Source organism: Dactylosporangium sp. NPDC051541 (assembly GCF_044454505.1).
GTDB lineage: Bacteria > Actinomycetota > Actinomycetes > Mycobacteriales > Micromonosporaceae > Dactylosporangium.
Genome location: NZ_JBITDU010000001.1, coordinates 289,017 through 309,698, shown reverse-complemented (window position 1 = coordinate 309,698; position 20,682 = coordinate 289,017). Strand labels below are relative to the sequence as shown.

Annotated in this window: 20 protein-coding genes; 12 read left to right on the top strand and 8 right to left on the bottom strand. The window is 71.4% G+C overall.

Going from position 1 to position 20,682, the window contains the following annotated elements:
- The first annotated feature begins 163 nt into the window (after positions 1–163).
- Both ACIA8L_RS01430 and ACIA8L_RS01425 read left to right on the top strand, forming a co-directional pair.
- The gene (locus ACIA8L_RS01430; protein ID WP_395899244.1) at positions 164–1,405 is read left to right on the top strand and encodes a trypsin-like serine peptidase; all 1,242 of its coding nucleotides are present in this window, start codon (positions 164–166) and stop codon (positions 1,403–1,405) included.
- Between the two features lie 65 nt (positions 1,406–1,470).
- On the top strand, positions 1,471–2,190 hold the full coding sequence (locus ACIA8L_RS01425) for a phosphatase PAP2 family protein (protein WP_395899242.1): 720 nt from the start codon (positions 1,471–1,473) through the stop codon (positions 2,188–2,190).
- On the opposite strand, the gene nagA is transcribed toward ACIA8L_RS01425, so the two are convergent.
- A complete protein-coding gene (gene nagA / locus ACIA8L_RS01420; protein WP_395899240.1) occupies positions 2,154–3,263 on the bottom strand; it encodes an N-acetylglucosamine-6-phosphate deacetylase in 1,110 nt (369 codons plus the stop codon). The two genes, ACIA8L_RS01425 and nagA, sit on opposite strands and share 37 nt — an antisense overlap.
- Positions 3,260–4,201: an ROK family protein gene (locus tag ACIA8L_RS01415; RefSeq protein ID WP_395899238.1), complete on the bottom strand. Its 942-nt coding sequence runs from the start codon at positions 4,199–4,201 to the stop codon at positions 3,260–3,262. The genes nagA and ACIA8L_RS01415 overlap by 4 nt, the downstream gene beginning before the upstream one ends.
- A gap of 185 nt (positions 4,202–4,386) precedes the next feature.
- On the opposite strand from ACIA8L_RS01415, the gene ACIA8L_RS01410 reads away from it, so the two are divergent.
- The 4 genes from ACIA8L_RS01410 (at position 4,387) to ACIA8L_RS01395 (ending at position 7,218) form a co-directional block, all read left to right on the top strand.
- Positions 4,387–5,172 (top strand): DeoR/GlpR family DNA-binding transcription regulator, encoded by a 786-nt coding sequence (locus ACIA8L_RS01410; RefSeq protein WP_395899237.1) that lies wholly within the window; start codon positions 4,387–4,389, stop codon positions 5,170–5,172.
- A 197-nt stretch (positions 5,173–5,369) separates the two neighbouring features.
- Positions 5,370–5,855: a SigE family RNA polymerase sigma factor gene (locus ACIA8L_RS01405; RefSeq protein ID WP_395899235.1), complete on the top strand. Its 486-nt coding sequence runs from the start codon at positions 5,370–5,372 to the stop codon at positions 5,853–5,855.
- Complete coding sequence (locus ACIA8L_RS01400) at positions 5,852–6,814, top strand: hypothetical protein (protein WP_395899233.1); 963 nt, start codon at positions 5,852–5,854, stop codon at positions 6,812–6,814. The genes ACIA8L_RS01405 and ACIA8L_RS01400 overlap by 4 nt, the downstream gene beginning before the upstream one ends.
- Before the next feature lie 26 nt (positions 6,815–6,840).
- Entirely contained in the window at positions 6,841–7,218 is a 378-nt protein-coding gene (locus tag ACIA8L_RS01395) for a DUF3263 domain-containing protein (RefSeq protein WP_395899231.1), read from the top strand.
- Here ACIA8L_RS01395 and ACIA8L_RS01390 read toward each other — a convergent pair.
- The gene (locus ACIA8L_RS01390) at positions 7,198–7,776 is read right to left on the bottom strand and encodes a DUF1684 domain-containing protein (RefSeq protein WP_395899229.1); all 579 of its coding nucleotides are present in this window, start codon (positions 7,774–7,776) and stop codon (positions 7,198–7,200) included. The genes ACIA8L_RS01395 and ACIA8L_RS01390 overlap by 21 nt on opposite strands.
- 10 nt (positions 7,777–7,786) lie before the next feature.
- Positions 7,787–8,782: a fatty acid desaturase family protein gene (locus tag ACIA8L_RS01385; protein ID WP_395899227.1), complete on the bottom strand. Its 996-nt coding sequence runs from the start codon at positions 8,780–8,782 to the stop codon at positions 7,787–7,789.
- A 157-nt stretch (positions 8,783–8,939) separates the two neighbouring features.
- Here ACIA8L_RS01385 and ACIA8L_RS01380 point away from each other — a divergent pair, with 157 nt between their 5' ends.
- A complete protein-coding gene (locus tag ACIA8L_RS01380; protein ID WP_395899225.1) occupies positions 8,940–9,896 on the top strand; it encodes a lactonase family protein in 957 nt (318 codons plus the stop codon).
- Between the two features lie 75 nt (positions 9,897–9,971).
- Positions 9,972–10,220: a hypothetical protein gene (locus ACIA8L_RS01375; RefSeq protein ID WP_395899223.1), complete on the top strand. Its 249-nt coding sequence runs from the start codon at positions 9,972–9,974 to the stop codon at positions 10,218–10,220.
- A gap of 8 nt (positions 10,221–10,228) precedes the next feature.
- On the opposite strand, the gene ACIA8L_RS01370 is transcribed toward ACIA8L_RS01375, so the two are convergent.
- Positions 10,229–11,110, bottom strand: coding sequence for a hypothetical protein (locus ACIA8L_RS01370; protein WP_395899221.1), 882 nt, complete (start codon positions 11,108–11,110; stop codon positions 10,229–10,231).
- A 482-nt stretch (positions 11,111–11,592) separates the two neighbouring features.
- On the opposite strand from ACIA8L_RS01370, the gene ACIA8L_RS01365 reads away from it, so the two are divergent.
- Both ACIA8L_RS01365 and ACIA8L_RS01360 read left to right on the top strand, forming a co-directional pair.
- On the top strand, positions 11,593–12,507 hold the full coding sequence (locus tag ACIA8L_RS01365) for a DMT family transporter (RefSeq protein WP_395899219.1): 915 nt from the start codon (positions 11,593–11,595) through the stop codon (positions 12,505–12,507).
- A gap of 97 nt (positions 12,508–12,604) precedes the next feature.
- Positions 12,605–12,850 carry a hypothetical protein gene (locus tag ACIA8L_RS01360; RefSeq protein ID WP_395899217.1) on the top strand — a complete coding sequence of 82 codons (246 nt, stop codon included), beginning with the start codon at positions 12,605–12,607 and terminating at the stop codon, positions 12,848–12,850.
- On the opposite strand, the gene ACIA8L_RS01355 is transcribed toward ACIA8L_RS01360, so the two are convergent.
- Both ACIA8L_RS01355 and ACIA8L_RS01350 read right to left on the bottom strand, forming a co-directional pair.
- A complete protein-coding gene (locus tag ACIA8L_RS01355) occupies positions 12,847–13,491 on the bottom strand; it encodes a DUF6082 family protein (RefSeq protein ID WP_395899215.1) in 645 nt (214 codons plus the stop codon). The genes ACIA8L_RS01360 and ACIA8L_RS01355 overlap by 4 nt on opposite strands.
- Positions 13,492–13,718: 227 nt before the next feature.
- Positions 13,719–15,047: an RICIN domain-containing protein gene (locus ACIA8L_RS01350; protein WP_395899213.1), complete on the bottom strand. Its 1,329-nt coding sequence runs from the start codon at positions 15,045–15,047 to the stop codon at positions 13,719–13,721.
- 166 nt (positions 15,048–15,213) lie between these two features.
- On the opposite strand from ACIA8L_RS01350, the gene ACIA8L_RS01345 reads away from it, so the two are divergent.
- Positions 15,214–19,092, top strand: a complete 3,879-nt coding sequence (locus ACIA8L_RS01345) for a hypothetical protein (RefSeq protein ID WP_395899211.1) — start codon at positions 15,214–15,216, stop codon at positions 19,090–19,092.
- Between the two features lie 31 nt (positions 19,093–19,123).
- Positions 19,124–20,344 carry an MFS transporter gene (locus ACIA8L_RS01340; RefSeq protein WP_395899209.1) on the top strand — a complete coding sequence of 407 codons (1,221 nt, stop codon included), beginning with the start codon at positions 19,124–19,126 and terminating at the stop codon, positions 20,342–20,344.
- Here ACIA8L_RS01340 and ACIA8L_RS01335 read toward each other — a convergent pair.
- Complete coding sequence (locus ACIA8L_RS01335; protein ID WP_395899207.1) at positions 20,286–20,681, bottom strand: hypothetical protein; 396 nt, start codon at positions 20,679–20,681, stop codon at positions 20,286–20,288. The two genes, ACIA8L_RS01340 and ACIA8L_RS01335, sit on opposite strands and share 59 nt — an antisense overlap.
- Position 20,682 lies beyond the last annotated feature (1 nt).

The window sequence follows — 20,682 nt, the reverse complement described above, 5'->3', positions numbered from 1 at the left end:
ATCAACCGTACGGACCGGACCATGGGGACGGTCGACGGATCACAGCCAGAATCCGATCCCTTGTGCGGGGATGGGTCGTTGAATGGGGCGGATCGCCCGATTTACCCCTAACGCTTCGCGGGCGTTCCCTTCTGCTTTTGCTCATCCATGGAAGGACGCGCTCATGCGGCGTAGGTCGTTGCTGGTAGCCGGGGTCTGTGCCCTGCTGGGAATCACCGGAGCGGGGGTCGCGATGGCGTCCTCCGACTCGGCGCAGCCGGCGAGAGGCCCGGCCAGCGCGCCGAAGCTGCGCCTGTTCCACGACGTGTCGGGGCTGGAGGAGCCGGGCGCGCAGCCGGCCGGGGTGCTCGAGTCCGTGACCGGCGGCAGCATCGAGCGGGCGGCCAGCCGGACGTTCAGCTACGCCGGTGCGGACTATGTGAAGGTGCACTTCTCGCGGCTCGCGCTCGACGACGCGGACAAGGTTGTCGTGAGCGATGTGAGCAAGTCCGAGCACTACGAGTACACCCGGAAAGATCTGGAAAACAGCGACAACTGGACCATGTCGGTGTCCGGGGACCGCGCGGTCGTGCAGGTCGTGAAGGCGCGCGACGACGTGTTCGGCATCCGGTCGAAGCTGGCCAGCATGGGCGTCACCGTCGACAAGGTGGCGCGCGGGCAGACGGCGACCGAGCGGGCCAAGGCCGACACCGACCGCAAGGCCCAGCTGGCCGCGGCGCCGCACGAGGAGAGCATCTGCGGGCGCACGAACGAGACCGAGAACGCGGCCTGCTACAAGTCGTCGGACCCGGTGGCGTACGCGAACTCGAAGCCCGTCGCGCGGTTGCTCATCAATGGTGTCGAGCTGTGCACGGCCTGGCGGGTCGGCAGCCAGAACCGGATGCTGACCAACCACCACTGCTTCACCACGACCCGCGAGGCCAAGAGCACCGAGGTCTGGTTCAACTACGAGTGCGCCAGCTGCAACGGCGGCTCCACGCTGCGCCCCACGAAGGTCATGGGTGACCAGGTTCTGGCGACCGACGACATCCTCGACTACACGTTGTTCAGCGTGAAGAACTTCGCGCAGATCCAGTCGTTCGGCTTCCTGGAGATCGACGACCGGGCGCCGGTGCGGGGCGAGGAGCTGTACATCCCGCAGCACCCGCGGGGCGCCCCGACCGTGATCACGACCGAGGACAGCACTGAGCGCAGCGGCAACTGCGCGGTGAGCGAACCGTCATACGACGGGTACGCCGCGAACACCGACATGTCCTACTACTGCGACACCGACGGCGGGTCGTCCGGCTCGCCGGTCATCTCCCGCCGCACGAACAAGGTGATCGCGCTGCACCACTTCGGCGGCTGCCCGAACTCCGGTGTGCGGATCGACCGGATCGCCGACCAGTTGCGCAACCTGATGTAGAGAACTTGTGCACGAAGGGGCCCGGGCGACCGGGCCCTTTCGCATGTTCGGGTACGTTTTCCCTCGTGCGCCTTGAGCTTCGACCCGTCCGCCCGTCCGGCTGGTGGCTCGACGCGCTGCTGCTGGCCGGCTTCGCCGCCATCACGGTCCTGCTCGCCGCGAAGACCTCGCTGCTGCACCTCGACACCGGCGTGCGCGACTTCGCCGACGCGCACCGGCCTTACTGGTTCTACATCGTGCTGCGGATCGGCAACCTGCTCGGCCAGGGCGGTGGCGTGCTCACGCCGATGGTCGCGATCGCCGCGTTCTTCATGAGCCGGGCCCGGCACACGATCCGGCCGTTCCTGCCGCTGATCGGCGCGGAGCTGATCACGTACATCACCATCGGCCCGATCAAGCTGTGGACCGACCGCACCGCGCCCAGCAACCACGTGCTCAGCCGCCCCGAGGAGCTGTTCCGGATCGACTCCGGGATGTCGTACCCGTCCGGGCACGTCATCAACACGATCGTCTTCTACGGCGTGCTGGCCAGCATGCTCGCCGGCGTCCTGCGCCCCCGATACGTGCTCGCCCTGCGCGTCGTGGTGCCGCTGATCGTGCTGTTCACCACGACCTACCTGAGCTTCCACTGGTTCACCGACGGCCTGGCCGCACTCCTGGTCGGCGTCGTGCTCGACCGGATCCTGCAGCGGGTGCCGTGGGACGACATCCCGCTCCCACGGCGCTACGCGGCCTGGACCGGCCCGTTCTACGACACCCAGGAGCCGGCGCGCATCACGCGCTGAACGTGCCGGTTGTCGTCGAGCAGCACCAGGTCGGCCCGGGCGCCGACGCGCAGTTCGCCGACGTCGCCGCGGCCGATCGCCGCGGCCGGCGTGCCGGCCGCCATCTTCGCGGCGTCGACCAGCGACACCCCGGCACCCACGGCCCGGCGGAAGGCCGCGTCCATGGTCAGCGTGCTGCCGGCGATCGAGCCGTCCCGGGTCAGCCGGGCCACGCCCGCGGCCACGTCGACGCTCTGCCCGCCCAGGTCGTAGCGGCCGTCGGGCATGCCGGCCGCGGCCATGGCGTCGGTGATCAGGGCGGCCCGGGCCGGGCCGGTGACTGAGGTGGCGAAGGCCAGGGTGCCGTCGTGCAGGTGGATGCCGTCGGCGACGAACTCGCAGACGACGCCGGCCGCGCCGAGCAGCGCGAAGACCGGGCCGGGCTCACGGTGGTGGGGCGGGCGCATGCCGTTGAACACGTGCGTGCCGACGGTCGCGCCGGCGGCGACCCCGGCCAGAGTCTGCTCGTAGGTGGCGTCGGTGTGCCCGATCGCGGCCACGACCCCGCGCTCGACCAGGAGCCGGATCGCGTCCAGGGCGCCGGGCAGCTCGGGCGCGACGGTGACCAGGCGGACCGCGCCGTCGCCGGCCTCGATCAGCGCGTCGAGCTCGGCGAGGTCGGGGTGGCGCAGGTGGGCCGGGTTCTGGGCGCCGCAGCGGGCCTGGGAGAGGTACGGGCCCTCGAAGTGGATGCCGGCCAGCACGCCCTCGGCCTGGAGGGGGGCGAACGCCTTGGTGGCGCTCATCATCAGCTCCGGCGGTGACGTGACGAGGCTGGCCAGCATGGTGGTGGTGCCGTGCCGCAGGTGATAGGCCGCCGCTGTGCGGGCTTCTTCGGGGTCTCCGGTCGTGAACGTCGCGCCGCCGCCGCCGTGGACGTGGATGTCGACGAAGCCGGGTACGACAAATCCGGCATCGACTGATTTTTCTTCCGATATTCCGATCTCGGCGATCTGCGTACCCTCGACCCGCACGAAGCCGTTGTCGATGACACGGTCGCCCGCGACGACCTTGAGTCCGAACACCAGCGTCATGAGTCGTTCCCCTTTGCATGCAGGTGGTCGAGCGCGATGAGCGCCGCGCCCAGGCAGCCGGCCTCGTCGCCGAGTGCGGCCCGGGTGATCTCCGGTTCGCGGTGGAAGGTCACCCGTGCGTGCACGCCCGCGCGCAGCGGGCCGAGCAGCGCCTCCCCGGCCTCGGCCAAACCGCCGCCGAGGACGATGACCGCCGGGTCGAACAGCGCCATGCCGGTCAGCAGCCCGTCGGCGAGGGCGTCGACGGTCTCCCGCCACACCGCGCCGGCGACCGGGTCACCGGCGGCGGCGAGGCGCACGACCTCCTCGGCGGTGGCGGGGCGACCGGCCTGCTCGGAGTAGCGCCGGCCGACCGCGGACGCCGAGGCGATCGCCTCCAGGCAGCCCCGCTGGCCACAGCCGCACTCCGGGCCGCCGGGGCGCACCACGATGTGGCCGATCTCGCCGCCGGCGCCGTGCGCGCCCGTGTACACCTGGCCGTGCACCACGTTCGCGGCAGCGATCCCGGTGCCGATCGGGATGACCAGCACGTAGTCGCGTCCCCGGCCGGCGCCGAGGCGCGCTTCGGCCAGGCCGCCCGCCCGCACGTCGTGACCGAGAGCCGCGGGCAGGTCGAGGCGTGCTTCCAGAAGAGCCTGCAGTGGTACGTCACGAAAGCCGACATTCGCCGCCCACACCGCGACCCCGTTGACCTCGTCGATGACTCCGGGCACCACGAGGCCGGCGCCGACCGGCTCCAGGCCCTTGGCCCGGGCGGTCGCGGCGAGGCCTTCGGCGATATCCAGGATGTCGGCGATCACGGCTTCGCCGCCGCGCTCCGCCCCGGTCGGGTGGCGCTCCGCGTGCTGGACCGTGTGCAGTTCGTCGCCGTCCGCGCCGACCAGTGCGCACTTGATCCCGGTACCCCCGACGTCGAGGGCGATTACGGTCTGCGTCATTTGTGGCCCTGACTCCGCCCACTTCGTTACTGGCAACAAACCTTCCGGTTGCGGCATCATCGCGCACGCCCGGCCAGGCTGGCAACCATCACCCGGTCTACTTCGCGCAATGGCCTTTGCGTTTACCCGTTGTTTCGCGCATTATTGTGCACACATCTCGCACCGTACGCGCAGAGAGGGGCCGCGTGGACCGTTACGCGCGCTGGAACGCGCTCCTCGAGATCCTCACGGACAGCGGCCGGATCAGCGTCGAGGACGCGGCCGAGCGCCTGGACGTGTCCCAGGCCACCATCCGCCGCGACTTCGACCAGCTCGCGCAGCAGCAGATGATCACGCGCACCCGCGGCGGCGCCGTCGCCAACGGGGTGTCCTACGACCTGCCGCTGCGGTACAAGACGGCGAAGCACGCCCCGGAGAAGCAGCGCATCGGCGCGGCCGCGGCCGCCCTCGTCTCGCCGGGGATGGTGGTCGCCCTCAACGGCGGCACCACGACCACGGAGGTCGCCCGCGCCCTGGCCGTGCGCCCCGAACTGACCGGCGGCGTCGACGACGCCCAGCTCACCGTCGTCACCAACGCCCTCAACATCGCCAACGAGCTCCTGGTCCGCTCCCGCATGAAGATCGTCGTCACCGGCGGCGTGGTGCGCCCCCAGTCCTTCGAACTCGTCGGCCCCCTCGGCGGCAACATCCTGCGCGACGTCACCCTGGACATCGCCCTGCTCGGCGTCGACGCCCTGGACGTGACCCTGGGCGCGGCCGCCCACCACGAGGGCGAGGCGGCGATGAACAGCCTGATGGTCGCCCGCGCCCGCCGCGTCGTCATCATCGCCGACAGCTCCAAGCTCGGCGGCCACGCGTTCGCGCGCATCTGTCCGATCGACCGCATCGACACCCTGGTCACCGACTCGAACGCGACACCGCAGACGCTCGACGCCTTCCGCGAGGCCGGCGTCACGATCGTCACCGCCTGACTGTGTCATAGCTCGCTCCGCTCGCGGCGGGGAAGGCTTCGCCTCCACCCGCACCCCCGCATGAGCGGCGCCTTCGGTGCCGGCCTCATGGGGTCATCCCGAGCCAGGCCCCGCCGGTACGGGCGTAGGTGCGGCGCGCGGGCGGAAGTGGATTTGGGGGTGCACAAAAGCCGGGGGTTTGTGCGTCTCTAGGGGCGATGGAGTTCGAGGAGTTTCTCAGCGCGCGGCTCGCGGCCCTGTTGCGGTACGCCACCGTGCTCGCGTGCGATCCGCACCTGGCCGAGGACATCGTGCAGGAGGTGCTCGCCCGGGCGCAGTCGCGGTGGACCCGGATCAGCGCCGCCGACGTGCCCGAGGCCTACGTCAAACGCATGATCGTCAACGAGCTCGCCTCGTGGCGCCGGCGGCGGGCGGCCCGGGTGGTGCCGATGTCCCTGGCCGCGCTCGACGCGGCCGGGGCGCCGCTCGCCGACCCGGCCGAGGCGGTGGACGAGCGGGACGCCATGATCCGGCGGATCGCCGCGCTGCCGGTGCGCCAGCGGATGGTCGTCGCGCTGCGGTACTACGAGGGGCTGACCGACCACGAGATCGCCGACCAGCTCGGGTGCCGTCCGGCCACGGTGCGTAGCCATGCCGCCCGGGCGCTCGCGACGCTGCGCCAACTTTCAGGGAGTACCAGATGAGTGATGAGCTTGTGAAAGCCGCTCTCGACGCCATCGCGGCGACCGCCGCGCCGCCCGAACGGGTCCGGGGCCGGATCACCGCCCGCGCCCGGTTCCACCGGCAGCGGCGCCAGATCCTCGTCGGGGTGGGCGCGCTCGGTGGCGCGGCGGCCGCCACGGCGGTGGGGATTCCGCTGTTCAACGGGCTGGGCCGCGAGTCACCGGCCGAGGTCGCCGCTCCTTCGACCGCCGCTCCTTCGACCGCCGCGCCTTCGGAGATCGTCGAGGGTGGCGCGCCGCTGTACTACTCCCCCGGCTCGGTGCCCGCCGGGCTGGTCGAGCGGTGCCGGCAGGTCACGTACGGCACCGAGAACGGGTCGCGCCGCTACTGGCTGCCCGAGGGCGTCGACTTTCCGGAGAACCACGACCTGCCGCCCGGCATCTGCCTGGTCGTCGGCGAGGCCTTCACCGAAGACGGCACCGGGCAGCCGGTGACCATCGGCCAGGTCCCGGGGCGGCTGTTCACGAACGCCGACCCCACCCGGGTCACCTGGATCGCACCGGGCGGACCGGTGCTGACCGTCCAGGCGTCCGGCCTGCCCAACGCGGCCGAGGTGGTCCTGCAGGTCGCCCGCTCGGTGCGGCCGACCGACGCCAAGGTCCTCGTCGCGGTCCACCCGGCGAAGCTGCCGGAGCGCTACCGCGGCCTGACCCAGTACAGCGTCCACGTCCGGCCGGACGGCTGGATGGCCGCGCTGACCTCGATGTCGTCGGACCGCACCCGCGGCTGCACCGTGAACGCGACGAAGGGCCGGGGTCCCGACCGGTTCCTCGCACGCGCCACCCGCGCGGGCGGCATCACCCTGTGGGTGCCGGACGAGCAGGACCCGAGCGCCAACCTCACCGCCGACGAGGCCCGGACGGTGCTGGAGAGCACGAAACTGAGCGAGGTCGACATGCGCTGGGCCGGGGCGATCTAGGAGGTCAGCCATTAGGGTTATCGACGATGAAGCGCGACGACCTCGCCGCCCGCGTCCCGGCGCAACCCTCCACAGAGGACGTCGACGACGCGCTCGATGACGACTTCGACGGCGCGCCGGGCGCGGATCTCGCGGTCGCTGACCTTGCGGTCGCCGACCTCGCGGTCGCCGAGGAGCCGGCCGAGCTCGACGAGCGCGGCCGGAAGATCCTGGCGTTCGAGAAGCAGTGGTGGCGCCAGGCCGGGGCCAAGGAGCAGGCCATCCGGGACACCTTCGGGTTCGGCACGACCCGCTACTACCAGCTGCTCAACGCGCTCCTGGACGATCCGCTGGCGCTGGCACACGACCCGATCGTGGTCCAGCGCCTCCGCCGGCTGCGGGCCTCACGCGCCCGCCGGCGTTGAGTAGGTCAGCTCCCCCGCCTCGAGACGCGCCGTCAGCCGGTTCTCGTACGGCGCCAGCGGGCAGGCCCACTGGTCGTCGTACGCGCAGCTGGGGTTGTACGCGTAGTTGAAGTCGAGCCGCACCCGGCCGTCGCCGAGCACCTCGACGCCGCGGCCGTGCGTGCCCTTGATCGTGTCCGTCAGGTAGCGCCCGGCCCCGTAGGTCTCCCGGCCGCTGGTGCCGTCGCGGAACGGCAGGAAGAGCCCGCCGCCGTACGCGGCCAGCCAGAACAGCGTCAGCGGGCCCCACGGCGTTTCCAGGATTCCTGCGCGTTGGTACCGCAACACCCCGTCGGACCCGCCCGTGGCGATCTCGAGCTCGCCGTCGGCCGGAGTCAGCGGGACGGTCGCGACGAACTCGTCCGACGGCGGGAAGTACCGCAGCGGCCCGGGCGCGGCCGACTGGGAGTGGGTGGCGAACAGCTCATCGCGACGGGCCCGGAACCCCGCCAGGTCCTCGTCGGAGAGGTACATGGCGGCGACCCGGGCCCGGTAGTCGGCCAGCGCAAGATGATCCACGCCCTCGACGCTACCGCCGCAGCGGCGCTCCGGCCTCGTGCAGGTGGCGAAGGGCCTGGACGTACGAGCCGACGAAGCTCGCCGAGTGGTACGAAACCCCGATCTCCGCGCAGTACTGCTCGACGATCGGCTGGGCCTTGCGCAGGTTGGGCGCGGCCATGCTCGGGAACAGGTGGTGCTCGATCTGCAGGTTGAGGCCGCCGAGCGCGACGTCCAGCCAGACGCCACCGCGCACGTTGCGGGAGGTCAGCACCTGCTTGCGGAGGAAGTCCAGCTCGTCCTCGGCGGTGAGCATCGGCATGCCCTTGTGGTTCGGCGCGAACGTCATCCCCAGGTACAGCCCGAACAGGCACTGGTGGATCAGGATGAACCCGATCGCGGCGAGCGGGGACAGGATCAGGAAGACGGCCGCCAGGTAGACGGCGAAGAAGCCGTACAGCAGGACCGACTCCAGCCCCCGGCGCTTCACGTTGCGCAGGCCGCGCGCGCTGGAGACGTGCAGGTTGAAGCCCTCGAGCAGCAGCAGCGGGAAGAACAGCAGCGCCTGGTGCCCGCCGATGAACTTGGCCGGCCCCTTGGCCTGCTCGGCCTGGCGCGTCGACCACACGATGATGTCGGGCGCGACGTCCGGGTCGTGGTCCTCGTGGTTGGGGTTGGCGTGGTGGCGGGTGTGCTTGTTCATCCACCAGCCGTAGCTCATACCCATCATGACGTTGCCCGCGATCATGCCGAGCCCCTCCGACCAGCGGCGGCCGCGGAAGATCTGCTTGTGCGCGAGGTCGTGGGCGACCAGCGCGACCTGCGCGGTCGCGATGGCGAGCACCACCCCGAACCACAGGCTGTGCGTGAGCGCGAGCCCGGCCCAGGCGCCGGCGTAGAGGGCGAAGACCAGGGTGAGCCGGACGGTGTAGTACCACGGCCGCCGCTCCAGCAGTCCGGCCGCGCGGATGCGTTGGGTGAGGACGGCGAAGTCGGTTGTGCGTTCCGCGGGCGCCAGCGCTGTCATGGGAACAGCGTTGCGGGTAAGGGCCCCCTTATCGAGCCGGTCAGCACCTGGATCAATGGTGGTGTTGCCCCTACCTTAGGGCCCTATGTAAGGTCCGGATGAGCCGTCCGGGGCAGCCGCGCTGCGGACCGGAGAACCGGAGCCTAGGCTTGGCCGGGTGCCAGTGCTCATCGGCTCCTACGCAGACCAGTACTCCACCTACGACGACGACTTCAAGCCGCTCGCGCCGCCGGTGCACACGCCCGCGCCCAGCTTCCTGGCCGTAGGCCCGAGCGGCGTGCGGTATGTGGTGGGCGAGATCGAGCAAGGCCAGGTCTCCGCCTTCACCCCGACCGGCGAGCTGATCAACACGTTGCCGACCGCCGGTGGCTCCCCGTGCCACGTCGCGGTCGCGGGCGACAAGCTGTTCGTGGCCAACTACGCCAGCGGCAGCGTCACCGCGTTCGCCCTACGCCCGGACGGCGGCCTGGACCGCCAGACCGACCTGGCCCAGCACGCCGGCGCGAGCATCGTCGCGGACCGCCAGGAGGGCCCGCACGCGCACCAGGTGACCGTCCGCGGCACGATGCTGCACGCCGTCGACCTCGGTATGGACGCGATCGTGCACTCCCGGATCACGCCCGAGGGCCGCCTGGAGCACCTGCGCACCACGACGGTCCAGCCGCTGGGCAGCGGCCCCCGGCACCTCGTGTTCCACCCCGACGGCCGCGTGTTCGTCGCCAACGAGCTCTCGTCGACCGTCTCGACGTACACCTCCGGCTTCGAACTGCTCGACGTGAAACCGTCCTGCCTCGTCCAGCCCGTCGGCGACAACCTGCCGAGCGAGCTGGCCCTGTCCGCCGACGCCCGCCACCTCTACGTGGCCAACCGCGGAAACGACACGATCACCACGTTCGCCGTCGAGGGCGGCGGCCTCCTGCCGATCGACGAGGTCAGCACCGGCGGCACCTGGCCCCGGCACTTCACCGTCCTCGACGGCGCCCTCTGCGTGGCCAACGAGCATTCGAACACGGTGGCGCTGCTGGAACTGCACCGCGATTCGGGGGTACCGCAACCCGCCCGCGTCGTCATCGAGCACCCGTCCCCGACGGCAGTGATCCCCGTCGCTCTCTAGCCGCCGGGCGATCTCACGGATGAGGCGGCACTGAACCCCTTGCTGAACCGCCGTTCAGTGCCGCACCATCGATGCATGGGTGAGCTGGTGGCGCTGCCCAAATCGGGCGACGTATTCGAGGACCGCCGCGGCGGCGACCGCACGATGCGAGTCACGTGCCATCCGCAGCGCGGCACGGTCGTCGTGTCCCTGTGGGTGGACAAGATCTGCCGCGCGTCGTTCCAACTCGCGGACACCGACCTACCACGCCTGCAGGCCGCCTTGGCCGGCATGCAGTTCGAGACCGAACTCCCGCCGCCGGACGCCCTCGCCGACTCGGCCTGAGCCCGACGCTACGCGGCTTCGGTGGTGGCCTTCGACAGCGCGGTGTTGTCGGTCGCGGCGGAGCGGGAGTTGCGGCTGCGCTGGCGGGGCACGCGGGCCTTGGGCAGCAGCGTCGCCGCCGTGATGCCGGCCTGGCGGGCGGCGTCGAGGGTGTCGCGCAGCTCCGCGGCCTCCTCGGCGACCTCGGCCGCTTCGTGCGCGAGGGCGGCGGCGGCCACGACGGCCACGTCCGCGGCCTTGACGGCGGCCCGCTCGGTGGCGGCGGCCGCCTCGTAGAGCCGCCGGGCCCGGCTCTCGGCGGTCCGGCGCAGCTCGACCTCGCGCGCGGCGAGCTCCTGCAGCGGGTCCGCGCCGGCGACGCCCTTGAAGACCTGCTCCAGCGCGTCGACCGTGATGTCGCCGCGCTTGAAGGCGTCGAGGGCGGCCCGCGACACCTCACGCTTCGTGTCGTCGTCCTGATCGGTCGCCGGCTGCGCGTCGACGACCTGGCCGGCCGCGCGCAGGGCGTCCTGGTAGGCCTTCTGGGCCACGTCGAACGTCGACCACGCGTGCTCGCGGGCGGTCTGCGCGGCGACGCTGCGGGCCTGCGCCTCGACCACTTCGATCTGGGCCCGCTTGGCGGCCGCGGCGGTCGCGGCGGCCTGCCGGATCAGCTCGCCGGCCTCGGTGCGCAGCCGGGCCCGCTCGGCCGGGCTCAGGCTGGCCTGGGCCTCCTCGACGGCGGCGCGGCGGTCGTCCCGGTTGAGCCGGTAGAGGCTCCAGCGCGACAGGAACGCCGCCAGCAGCACGAACAGGACGATGAGGACCATCAGCCCGACCCAGAGCACGATGGCCCCGGAGATCGGATCAAGCCCGAAGATGCCGCGCCCGCCGGTGAGTGTCCACGGCATGTCAACGGTGGATTGCGCCAACGTGGTTGGGGTTTCAAGAGCCACGGCGCGACCTCCGGCTGTGCGTGTCGCTACAGCGTAAACGCCGTCAACCAGCCCGGCACCCCATTGAAAGGTGACTATTAGGCGAAGCTTCGTACACGATACGTAACGCTCAAGCAAGAATCCCCCGCTCACCGGCGCGTCGCCCGGCGTGTCGCCGTCGCCCTCCGTGCTGCACGGCACCTAACTGTCGGGCACTTGTCACCACATCGTGATCGAGGCGAAACCCGCTCGGGTGAGCACGCGCGCTTATTGCATTTCCACGGCTCGGCGGAGATCGCTAGAGTCCGCCCCATGTGCTTGCGTGTCGTGTGCCCGCCGCCCCTCCACTAGCGGGCCGGCGAAAACACTCCCACAACCCGGCGCCATGAGCCGGGCCGGTGAGGGCTGCCCGCGTTCCGTACGCCCCAGCCCGATCCGACCTCCGGGAGCACACGACCATGCCGAAATCAGTCGGCCTCAACCTGTCCTACATAGCCTTCGCCGCCGTCTCGTGGGGCGTCGGCGGCTTCGTGGCCGCGGTGCTGTACCACCGCAGCGGCCTCGGCCCGATCGCCGTGACGTTCTGGCGCTACGCCGGCGGCCTGACCTTGCTGGCCGCCCTCCGCCCGTTCCTGCGCACCCCGGGCACCCGCCGCCCGAAGCCACGCTGGCTCCTGCTCAACGGCTTGGGCATGGCGCTGTACCAGACGACGTACTACGTAGCCATAGCCCTCGGCGGCGTCGGCATCGTCACCGTGGTGACCCTGGGCTCGGGCCCGATCCTGATCGCGGTCGGCGCCCGCCTGTTCCTGGCCGAGCGCATGGGCCGCGCGGGCGCGCTGACGGTAGGCGCCTCGGTGGTGGGCCTGACCCTCCTGGTGGCGCAGAACCCGGGCGTCGGCCCCCACCCCCTGGCCGGCATCGCCGTGGCGCTGGTTTCCGCGGCCGGCTATGCCGCCGTGACCCTCCTCAACCGAGCCGACTCCGACGACCCGTACGACTCGGCGTTGGCCGGCTTCGCCATCGGCACCGCCGCGCTCCTGCCCCTGGCCGCCATCGAGGGCCCGCTGCCCAACGCGGCCCACCTGGGCGAAACCGTGGCCCTGCTGGCATTCCTGGGCGCAATCCCGACCGCTCTGGCTTACGCCTTGTTCTTTCAAGGGCTCAGGGTGGTACGGGCAACGACGGCATCGGTGGTCGCGTTGAGCGAGCCGTTGGCGGCCGTCGCCCTTGGCGCCCTGGTCCTCCACGAACCACTGACGCCGTGGTCAGCCCTGGGCGGCTCAATCCTGCTGGCTTCCGTTATGGCGCTAACGCTACAGGAACATATTCACACGAAGGGGATAACAGCGTCCGAGTATCAGCGGCGTTAAATGATCGGATATCGATTTAGAGAAGTGTGATAATGTCTCGTGTTGGTTTGCAATGCGCGGCCCACTTCCCATCCCCGGAAAGGAACGCAAGAAGTCGATGGACTACCCGCCCATCCTGCGCCGCCTAGGCTCGACGCCCTACCAGCGAGGCTCACGGGAAGAGTTCAACTGCCCCGACATATTCGAGCTCACCGATGGGCGATTCGCGGTGATCGGCACCGACATGACTGCCGAACTACGCGATCACCTCCCGCCGGACGCGGGTGTCGCCGACTACGAGCGCATCGTCGTGATCAGTCGAGACACGATGCTGCACGCGAAGGGCGACATCCCCAATACCTAGACTGGTTCACGGGCACGCTGGAATCCCTCCTCGCACAACCGGTCGAAGTCGGCGCCGATCGCGCTGCCGGCGCGGACGCGAAGGCGGTAATCCCGCACGGCCTCCCAGAACTCTTGCACGATCGAGCTCAGAAAGACGTCCGCGATGGTCTCGCGCCAGAATTGTTCGTCGCGCTCGGCCAGCCGGTAGCTCAGATTCAGATGAGACAGAATCAGGTTGGCGTAGAGGAACTGCTTGCGGCGCACGGCGGAGACACCGGGGCCGAATTCGGGCCACACGCCGGCCAGGTCCTCGTCGTTGATCGCCATCTCCAGCAGATGCATGTGCAGCTCACGGAAGACGGCCTCGGAGGAGCGGAACAGTTCATGCTTGGACTGTTCCGCGGCCTCTCGCTGCATGCGCAGTTCGGAGCGCTGCATCCGGAGTTCGTTGAACTGAACCCACAGGGTGGCCAGGACAACGATCAGTGCGAACGCCGAGAAGATCCCGTTCACCACCGAGAAGGCGTCGCTCAGCTGGTCCCACCCCTGCGGCGCACGGATGCCGGTCGCGATTTCCGCCGCGCCGATGCCGGCCAGGCCGAGGACGCCGGCCAGGAGGAAGGCGGCTACGAGCAGACCGGCCACGAGCAGTGGCCGCACCGCTGCTACCCGATCGGTAAGAGTTCTGGCCATCGCACACCCGACCCGTGGATGCTTTTCGCTCAGCAAGTGCCGAGCGACCAAAGCTCCATCATGGGGGCGAACCGCGACGGCCGGAGATCATATTCCAGCAATCGGCACTGAGTGAACCGTGAATGAGTCAGGAACCGTACGCCCGGTGTCACGCTACCACGCGGAATCGCTCGGGTCCGAACAAATAAATGCGATTACTGCAGGGTGAAGATCTGGCTCTGTGCGCCGGGCACGCAGTCCCAGATGACCAATGCCGTGCCGGCGCCGGTGCCGTTGTTGGTGGGCCACAGGCAGCGTTTCGAATTCGGGTTCTGCCAGCTGTTGTCGGCGCGGCGGATCCACTTCTGGGCGGCCGTATTGTTGCACGTGTAGACCTGCACGGCCGTGCCGTTGGCGGTGGCGGCGTTGGCCACGTCCAGGCACTTGCCGTTGTCGGCTACGACCGTGGCGCCCGTCGCGGCGTTGCCCACGACCTTCCACTGCTGGTTGCCGTCCGACGAGCAGTTGTCGAGGACCACGCGGTTGGAGGAGCCGGTGCGGTACTCCAGGCACTTGTGTGACTGTGCGCCCGTCAGCCGGCCCTGGGGCGGCTGGGCCACCGGGGGTGGGGGCGCGGCCGACGTGGTCGTCGCCGCCGTCGACGGGGGCTGGGCCGAGGTGGAGGGCGGGGCCGGGACCGTGGTCGCCGTCTGCGGGCGGGTCGTTGTCGCGTCGACCGCCGTCGCCGGCTGGGTTTCGGGGTCGGTCTGCTGGTCGTCGGCCGTGGGGCTGGCGCCGGCCGGGGCCTGGTTGTTGCCGCCCGTGTCGACGCCGGGGACCTGGCCCGGCAGGGAGCTGTTGCGGGGGCCGCCGGGGTCGTCGCGGTCGACCGCCTGGAAGACGACCGCGCCCAGGATGAGCAGCAGCAACACCGCCACGGCGAGGGCGCCGACCGGGTAGCGGCGCCACGGGATCAGGCGGCGGCGGCTGCCGCGGTAGTCCTCGGCGTCCTCGTGGGCGTAGTCGGTGACGATCGTCAGGGCCGGTGCCCGGTAGTCGGCGACCGTCGGGGAGTCGTCGGCGGCCATCGTCGGACCGACGGGCAGGAGTTCGCCCTCCACGGTCTCGACGGGCTCGACGGGCTCCTCGGGCTCGTCGGCCGGCGGGGGACTCACGGCATCGGGGTCGTTCGTGATGCCCGGCAGCGAGACGATGAACTCGAGGTTCTGCGTCTGGTCCATGGCCGCGGCGTCCGCGCGGGCCTGACCGGCCAGCGTCGCCACCGGCGACGGGTCCGGCTCGTCATCGACCGATCCGGCGGGCGGAACCGAGACGCTGGCCACCGCGGTCGGGCCGTCGGGGCGGCGCTGGTGCGGGATGTGGGGAATGGTCGGCTTCGGCGGGGTGAACGGCTCGGGCAGGACCCGGGCCGCGGCGGACGCCGTCGGCGGCACGCGGTGGCGCGGCTGCGGGCCGGCCGCGGGCGGGAGGCCGCGCGACTCGCCTACCAGCTCCGCGTCGTCACCGTCTCCAGCGACGGACATGCCCGATCCCCTTCCAGCAAAACGAGCACAAAGAAGACGCCCGGTGCACCGTAGCGGCTCCCGAGCCAAATCGCGACCGGCCATAAGTCCGATTCGCGGCACATCCGGATCGCCAGCACGCGGTATTACGCGCAGTGCGTTGCGGTTGGCCGGTAAGTTTTCCCGCATGGTGCCAACGGGCTGGGAAACGAATGCGGGGCAGCATACGGTTTGGGGTCGCGTCGAGGGCGCGTCGACATTCCGTGACGAAGCCATTGCGCTGGCGGGCGAGCTGGCCGCGGCGCGTGGGCGGGCGGCCGCCGCGCTGGGCGACGACCCGTGGCAGGACGACGATTTCGGCGACCGGATGTCGAATCAGGTGCAGCGACTGATCGGGATGCTGCCGGAGACGGTCACGTTCAGCGGGCCGGAGGCGTTGCTCCTCGTGACAGTACCAATGCTGCATGATGTTCTTTGGAATGGACTGGCGGCCCAGGAGCGCGGCGTCGAGCCCGGTGATCTGGAGCCTTCGCAGGACGCGTCGAGTGACCGGGCGGCGTTCGAGCGCTTCACGCAGACCTATGCGCAGCCGCACCGGCGGGCCCTGGCCGCGATCCGGGCCGGGCGCCGGGAGACCGCGGCCGAGCTCGGCTGGTGGCTGCTGCACCGGTGGATCGGGCGGCGGCCGCAGGCCTACCAGCCGGCGACGATCGCGGCGCTGACCGGCTTCGCGGCCGACGCGCGCACCGCCGAGACGCTGCGCGCGGTCCGGGCCGACCCGGCGTTTCTCAACCGGCACGACCGGCCGGAGTCGCTGCTGTCAGTCAACGGTGCAGTACGTGAGCGCCTGATCGGTTTCCTGCTGGCCATCGCCCGCGGGCTGGCCATCGAGGTCACCGTGCTGCCGGAGGTCATCGGCGAGCACCTCGGCATCGGCGACCCGGTCACCGCGGGTCAGGTCCTGGAGACCGTCCGCGACGCGCACTGGGACCTGCGCGGCGCCACGCTCGTGCTCACCGCCGCCTGCGCGCACCCGTCGATCGAGGTGGCGCTGCGGGCGCACATCGACACGCTCAACCAGCTGCTGGCCGAGGCCCAGCGCTCCACCGGCCGGGACGAGGCGATGCTGCCCCTGCGGCACCTGCCCAACCGGGCCGCGACCGACGACGTGGCGCCGCTGGTGCGCGACGGCGTCCCGGCCTACCAGTCGGCCGGGGTGCGGTTCCGGCTGGCCGAGGACCGGGTCCGGGAGCTGCTGATGGGCGAGCAGCTCTACGGCGACCCGGCTCTGGCGATCCGGGAGCTGTACCAGAACGCCCTCGACGCCTGCCGCTACCGCGAGGCCCGCACGGAGTACCTGACCAGGGCGCAGGATCAGAAACTCCCGTGGGACGGCCAGATCCGCTTCACCCAGGGCACGGAGCCCGACGGCCGGGGCTACCTCGACTGCTCCGACAACGGCATCGGCATGGGCGTGCGCGAGCTCAGCGAGGTCTTCTCGCAGGCCGGCGTGCGCCTGGCCGACCTGCCGGAGTTCCTGGAGGAGCAGGCCGAGTGGGCCCGGCTCGACCCCCCAGTCCAGCTGTTCCCCAACAGCCGCTTCGGCATCGGCGTGCTGAGCTACTTCATGCTCGCCGACGAGCTGACCGTGGAGACGTGCCGGATGGGCCGCGACGGGCAGGCCGGCGAGCGGCTGCGGGTCTCGATCGCGGGCCCGGGCAGCCTGTTCCGCATCCAGGACCTGGGGCCGGGCACCGAGACGGGCACGACGGTCCGGCTGCACCTGCGCGAGGGCGTCACCGTCAGCGCGGTCGAGGAGCTGCGCAAGCTGCTGTGGGTGGCCGAGTTCGGCACCGACGCGACCGACGGCGTGCAGAGCCAGGTCTGGGCGCCGGGCGAGCTCAGCTCCGCGGCCGAGGACCTCAGCGACGACGAGGACGAGGAGGAGCGGGTCGGGCCGGGCGTGGTCGCGGCCGAAGGCTCCCGGGTCTGGTGGTGCCGCAACAACGGCGCGCTGCTGGCCGACGGCCTCTACGCCGGCAAGGAGATCTTCGGGGCGGTGGTCAACCTCAACCGGGACCTGGCGCCACGGCTGTCGGTCGACCGGACGAAGATCCTGGCGTACCGCGAGGACGACGTCGACCGCCTGCTGTGGGAGGCGGTCCCGGCCCTGACCGCGCCCGGCACCACGCTCCTGGGCTACGAGTGGCTGTGCCGGCTCGCCCCGGTCCGGCCCCTCGTCGCCGACATCATCTACGAGCAGGCGATCGAGCGCGGCCACGGCAAGTGGGACATGGACGGCGAGACCGTCGACGCGGCCGTCACCGGCTGCTTCGTGGCCAACGACGGGCCGGTCGGCGGGCCGGACGAGCTCGTCGAGTGGCGGCTGACCGCCCTCGCCGCGGGCGGGCGCTACCGCAAGGTGCTCAAGCCGGGTCCGGACTGGAAGCGCGCCATGCGGGCCCGGCCCTCGGACGCGCTGCTGCTCAGCGTCGACGTGGACGGCACCGGCCCGTGGCTGGATCCGGTCGACATCGTGCCGCTCGTGCACCTGGTGCGGGCGTCCCGCAAGACCGGCCGCTCGGCGGTCGAGGTCGCGGCCCGGCTCGACGCGCTCGGCTTCGAGCCGTCGGTGGGGGCCGAATCGGTCGGCGTGGACCCGGACGACCTCATTTTCACGAGCCGGGACGTCGACGGTACTCGTCCATGGCTGCAGCCCGACCAGCCGGTGTACCTGGTGCACCTGCTCCGCGCCGCCCACCGGACCGGGCGGACGGTGCACCAGGTCGTGGCCCGGCTGCGCCAGCTCGGCTTCGACGTGGACGTCGACGTCGACGTCCTGCCGCTGGAGCAGTTCGGCCCCAAGGACCTCATGATCGCCAGCCGGGACCTGGACGGCTCGCACCCGTGGCTGGATCCGCGGGAGCCGGTGACGCTGCTGCACCTGCTGCGCGCGGCGCACAAGGTCGGGCTGCCGGCCGAGGAGACCGCGGCCCGGCTGGCGCTGCTGGGCTACCCCCTGGACAGCGGCTGGGAGACGCTGACCACCGAGCCCGACGATCTGGTGCTCATCTCCCGGGACCTGGACAGCACCTCGCCCTGGCTGGACCTCAACGAGGAGGTCGCGCCGGTGCACGTGCTGCGCGCGGCCGAGCGGGCCGCCCGGCCGGTCATCGAGGTCGCGGCGCGGCTGCGCTCGTTCGGCTTCCGGCTCGGCGGCAACCTCGACGCCATCGAGGTGGTGAAGCTGGAGCCGGAGGACCTGCAGCTGGCCAGCCGCGACCTCGACGGGTCGCAGCCGTGGCTGGACTCGTCCCGCCCGGTGCCGCTGATCCACCTGCTGCGGGCGGCCGAGTCGACCGGGCGGGAGGTGCGGGAGGTCGCGGCCCGGCTGGCGGCGTGCGGCTACCGCGTCGACATCGACCCGGACGCGATCCTCATCGACCACCTGGAGCCCGACGACCTGACCATCACCAGCGAGGACCTCGACGGCTCGGACCCGTGGCTGGACCCGATGAAGCCGATCCCGACGATCCGCATCCTGCGCGCGGCCCAGCGGACCCGGCGCAGCGTGCACGACATCGCCGCCCGGCTGACGTTCCTGGGCTACGCGGTGAGCCTGCAGGGCGGCGGGCCGTCGCTGGACCAGGTCGAGCCGGACGACCTGCTCATCACCAGCCGGGATCTGGACGGGTCGCAGCCGTGGCTGGACCTCGACGAGCAGGTACCGCTGCCGCATCTGCTGCAGGCCGCGCGCCGGGTGCGCCGGCCGGTGCACGAGATCGCGGCCCGCCTGGAGACGCTGGGCTACGTCGTCGACGTGGACCTGAGCAGCATCGCCGTCGACTCGGTCAAGCCCAACGACCTGCTGCTGGCCAGCACCGACCTGGACGGCTCGCGACCGTGGCTGGACGCCTCGCAGCCGGTGCCGCTCAACCACCTGCTGGCCGCGGCCCAGAAGATCCGCAAGCCGATCGAGGAGGTCAGCGCGCGGCTGCGGGCGCTGGGCTACTCGGTGCCGGACGTCGACACCCGGCTGCCCCGGCTGCGCCCCGGCGGGGTGTAACCGACCGGCGGGCATGGGGCATCATCAATCGATGCCTCCCTATTGGCCAGTGGTGCGGGACCGGGTCTTCGGCCCGATCCTGCCCGGCCTGGCCCTGTCGGCCCTCGGCGACGGCATGAGCGCGGTCGCGATCGGCTGGCTCGCACTGCAGTACGCCCCGCACGAGCAGCGGGGGCTGTGGATCGGGCTGGCCATCGCGGCCTACACGCTGCCGGGCGCGGCCGGCGCGGTGCTGCTGGGTCCGCTCCTGCGCGGGCGCGGCGGGGCCCACCTGGCCGCCCTGGATGCGGGCCTGCGCGCGGTGTTCCTCGGTGCGGTGCCGGTGCTGGCCTGGACCGGCGGGCTCACGATCGGCCGATACACGGCCCTGCTGGCCTGCTCGGCTCTGCTCTCGGCCTGGGGTTCGGCCGGGCGGTACACCCTGGTCGCCCAGGTTCTGCCGGCCGAGCTCCACGTCCCGGCGAACGCCCTGCTCACCGTGCTCACGGAGGCCGCGACGGTGGCCGGGCCGATGCTCGCGGGCCTGCTCATCGCCTGGCTGGGCGCGGCCGCGGTGCTGGCCGTCGACGCGGTGACGTTCGCCGTGCTGGCCGTCTCGTTCGCGCTCGTGCGCGCCCGCGCGCCACTGCCGGCCCGGGAGCGGCGGCTGGCGGGCTTCGCGGCGATCCGGCGGGACCGGCGGCTCTTCGCGATCATGGGCCTGTCGTTCTGGTTCTTCCTGCTCTTCGGCCCGGTGCCGGTGGCCGTGCCGATCTTCGCGTCCTCGGCGCAGGAGGTCGCGATGCTGTACACGGCGTTCGGCGTCGGCGCCGTGACCGGTGCGATCACCACCGGGCACCTGCCCCGGCTGCCGCTGTGGCCGGCCGCGATCGGCTCGGTGCTCGGCTTCGGCCTGCTGCTCCTGCCGCTCGGCCTCGGCCTGCCGCACTGGGCCGACCTGATCACCCTGGCGCTGGCCGGGCTGGCCTGGGCGCCCTACCCGACGGCCAGCATGTCGCTGTTTCAGCGGCTGACGCCGGCCGCGTGCCTGCAGTCCGTCCTCGCCGCGCGCGGAGCCGTCCTGGTGATCTCCACACCGCTGGGCACGCTGCTCGGCGCACCGCTGGTCCAGGCCACCGGGGCCGCCGCGACCCTGGTGGCGTGCGGCGTCGCGATCGTGCTGCTGGGTCTGGTCGCCGTGGCGGTCTGGGTGCTCAGGCCACTTCTTCGAGCACGTTTCGACGAGCGCAAAGCTTCCGGGTGTACTCCCTGAGCGCGCGAATGGCCTCATCGACGTCCGCGGTCAGCACGTCCGGCAAATCGATGAGCATCCGCCGCCCGTCGATGGTGGCGTAGCCGCTGACCTCGAAGTTGCCGTCCCGCACCCAGACGTCGACGCCCAGGTCGACCGTGGTCCGTTCGTAGCGCAGGACGACGCCGACGAGCGCGAACGGCGACTCGCCGGGGCCGATCCGGCCGATCCGGCCGATGAGCTCCCAGTGCATGTGCCCGTGCGCCGACGCGACCTGCTGACCGTACAGCTGGAAGTCCTCACAGGCTTCGTTGAGGGCACAGAGCAGCGCGGCGGCTCCGCTCGATCTCGCGTCCATG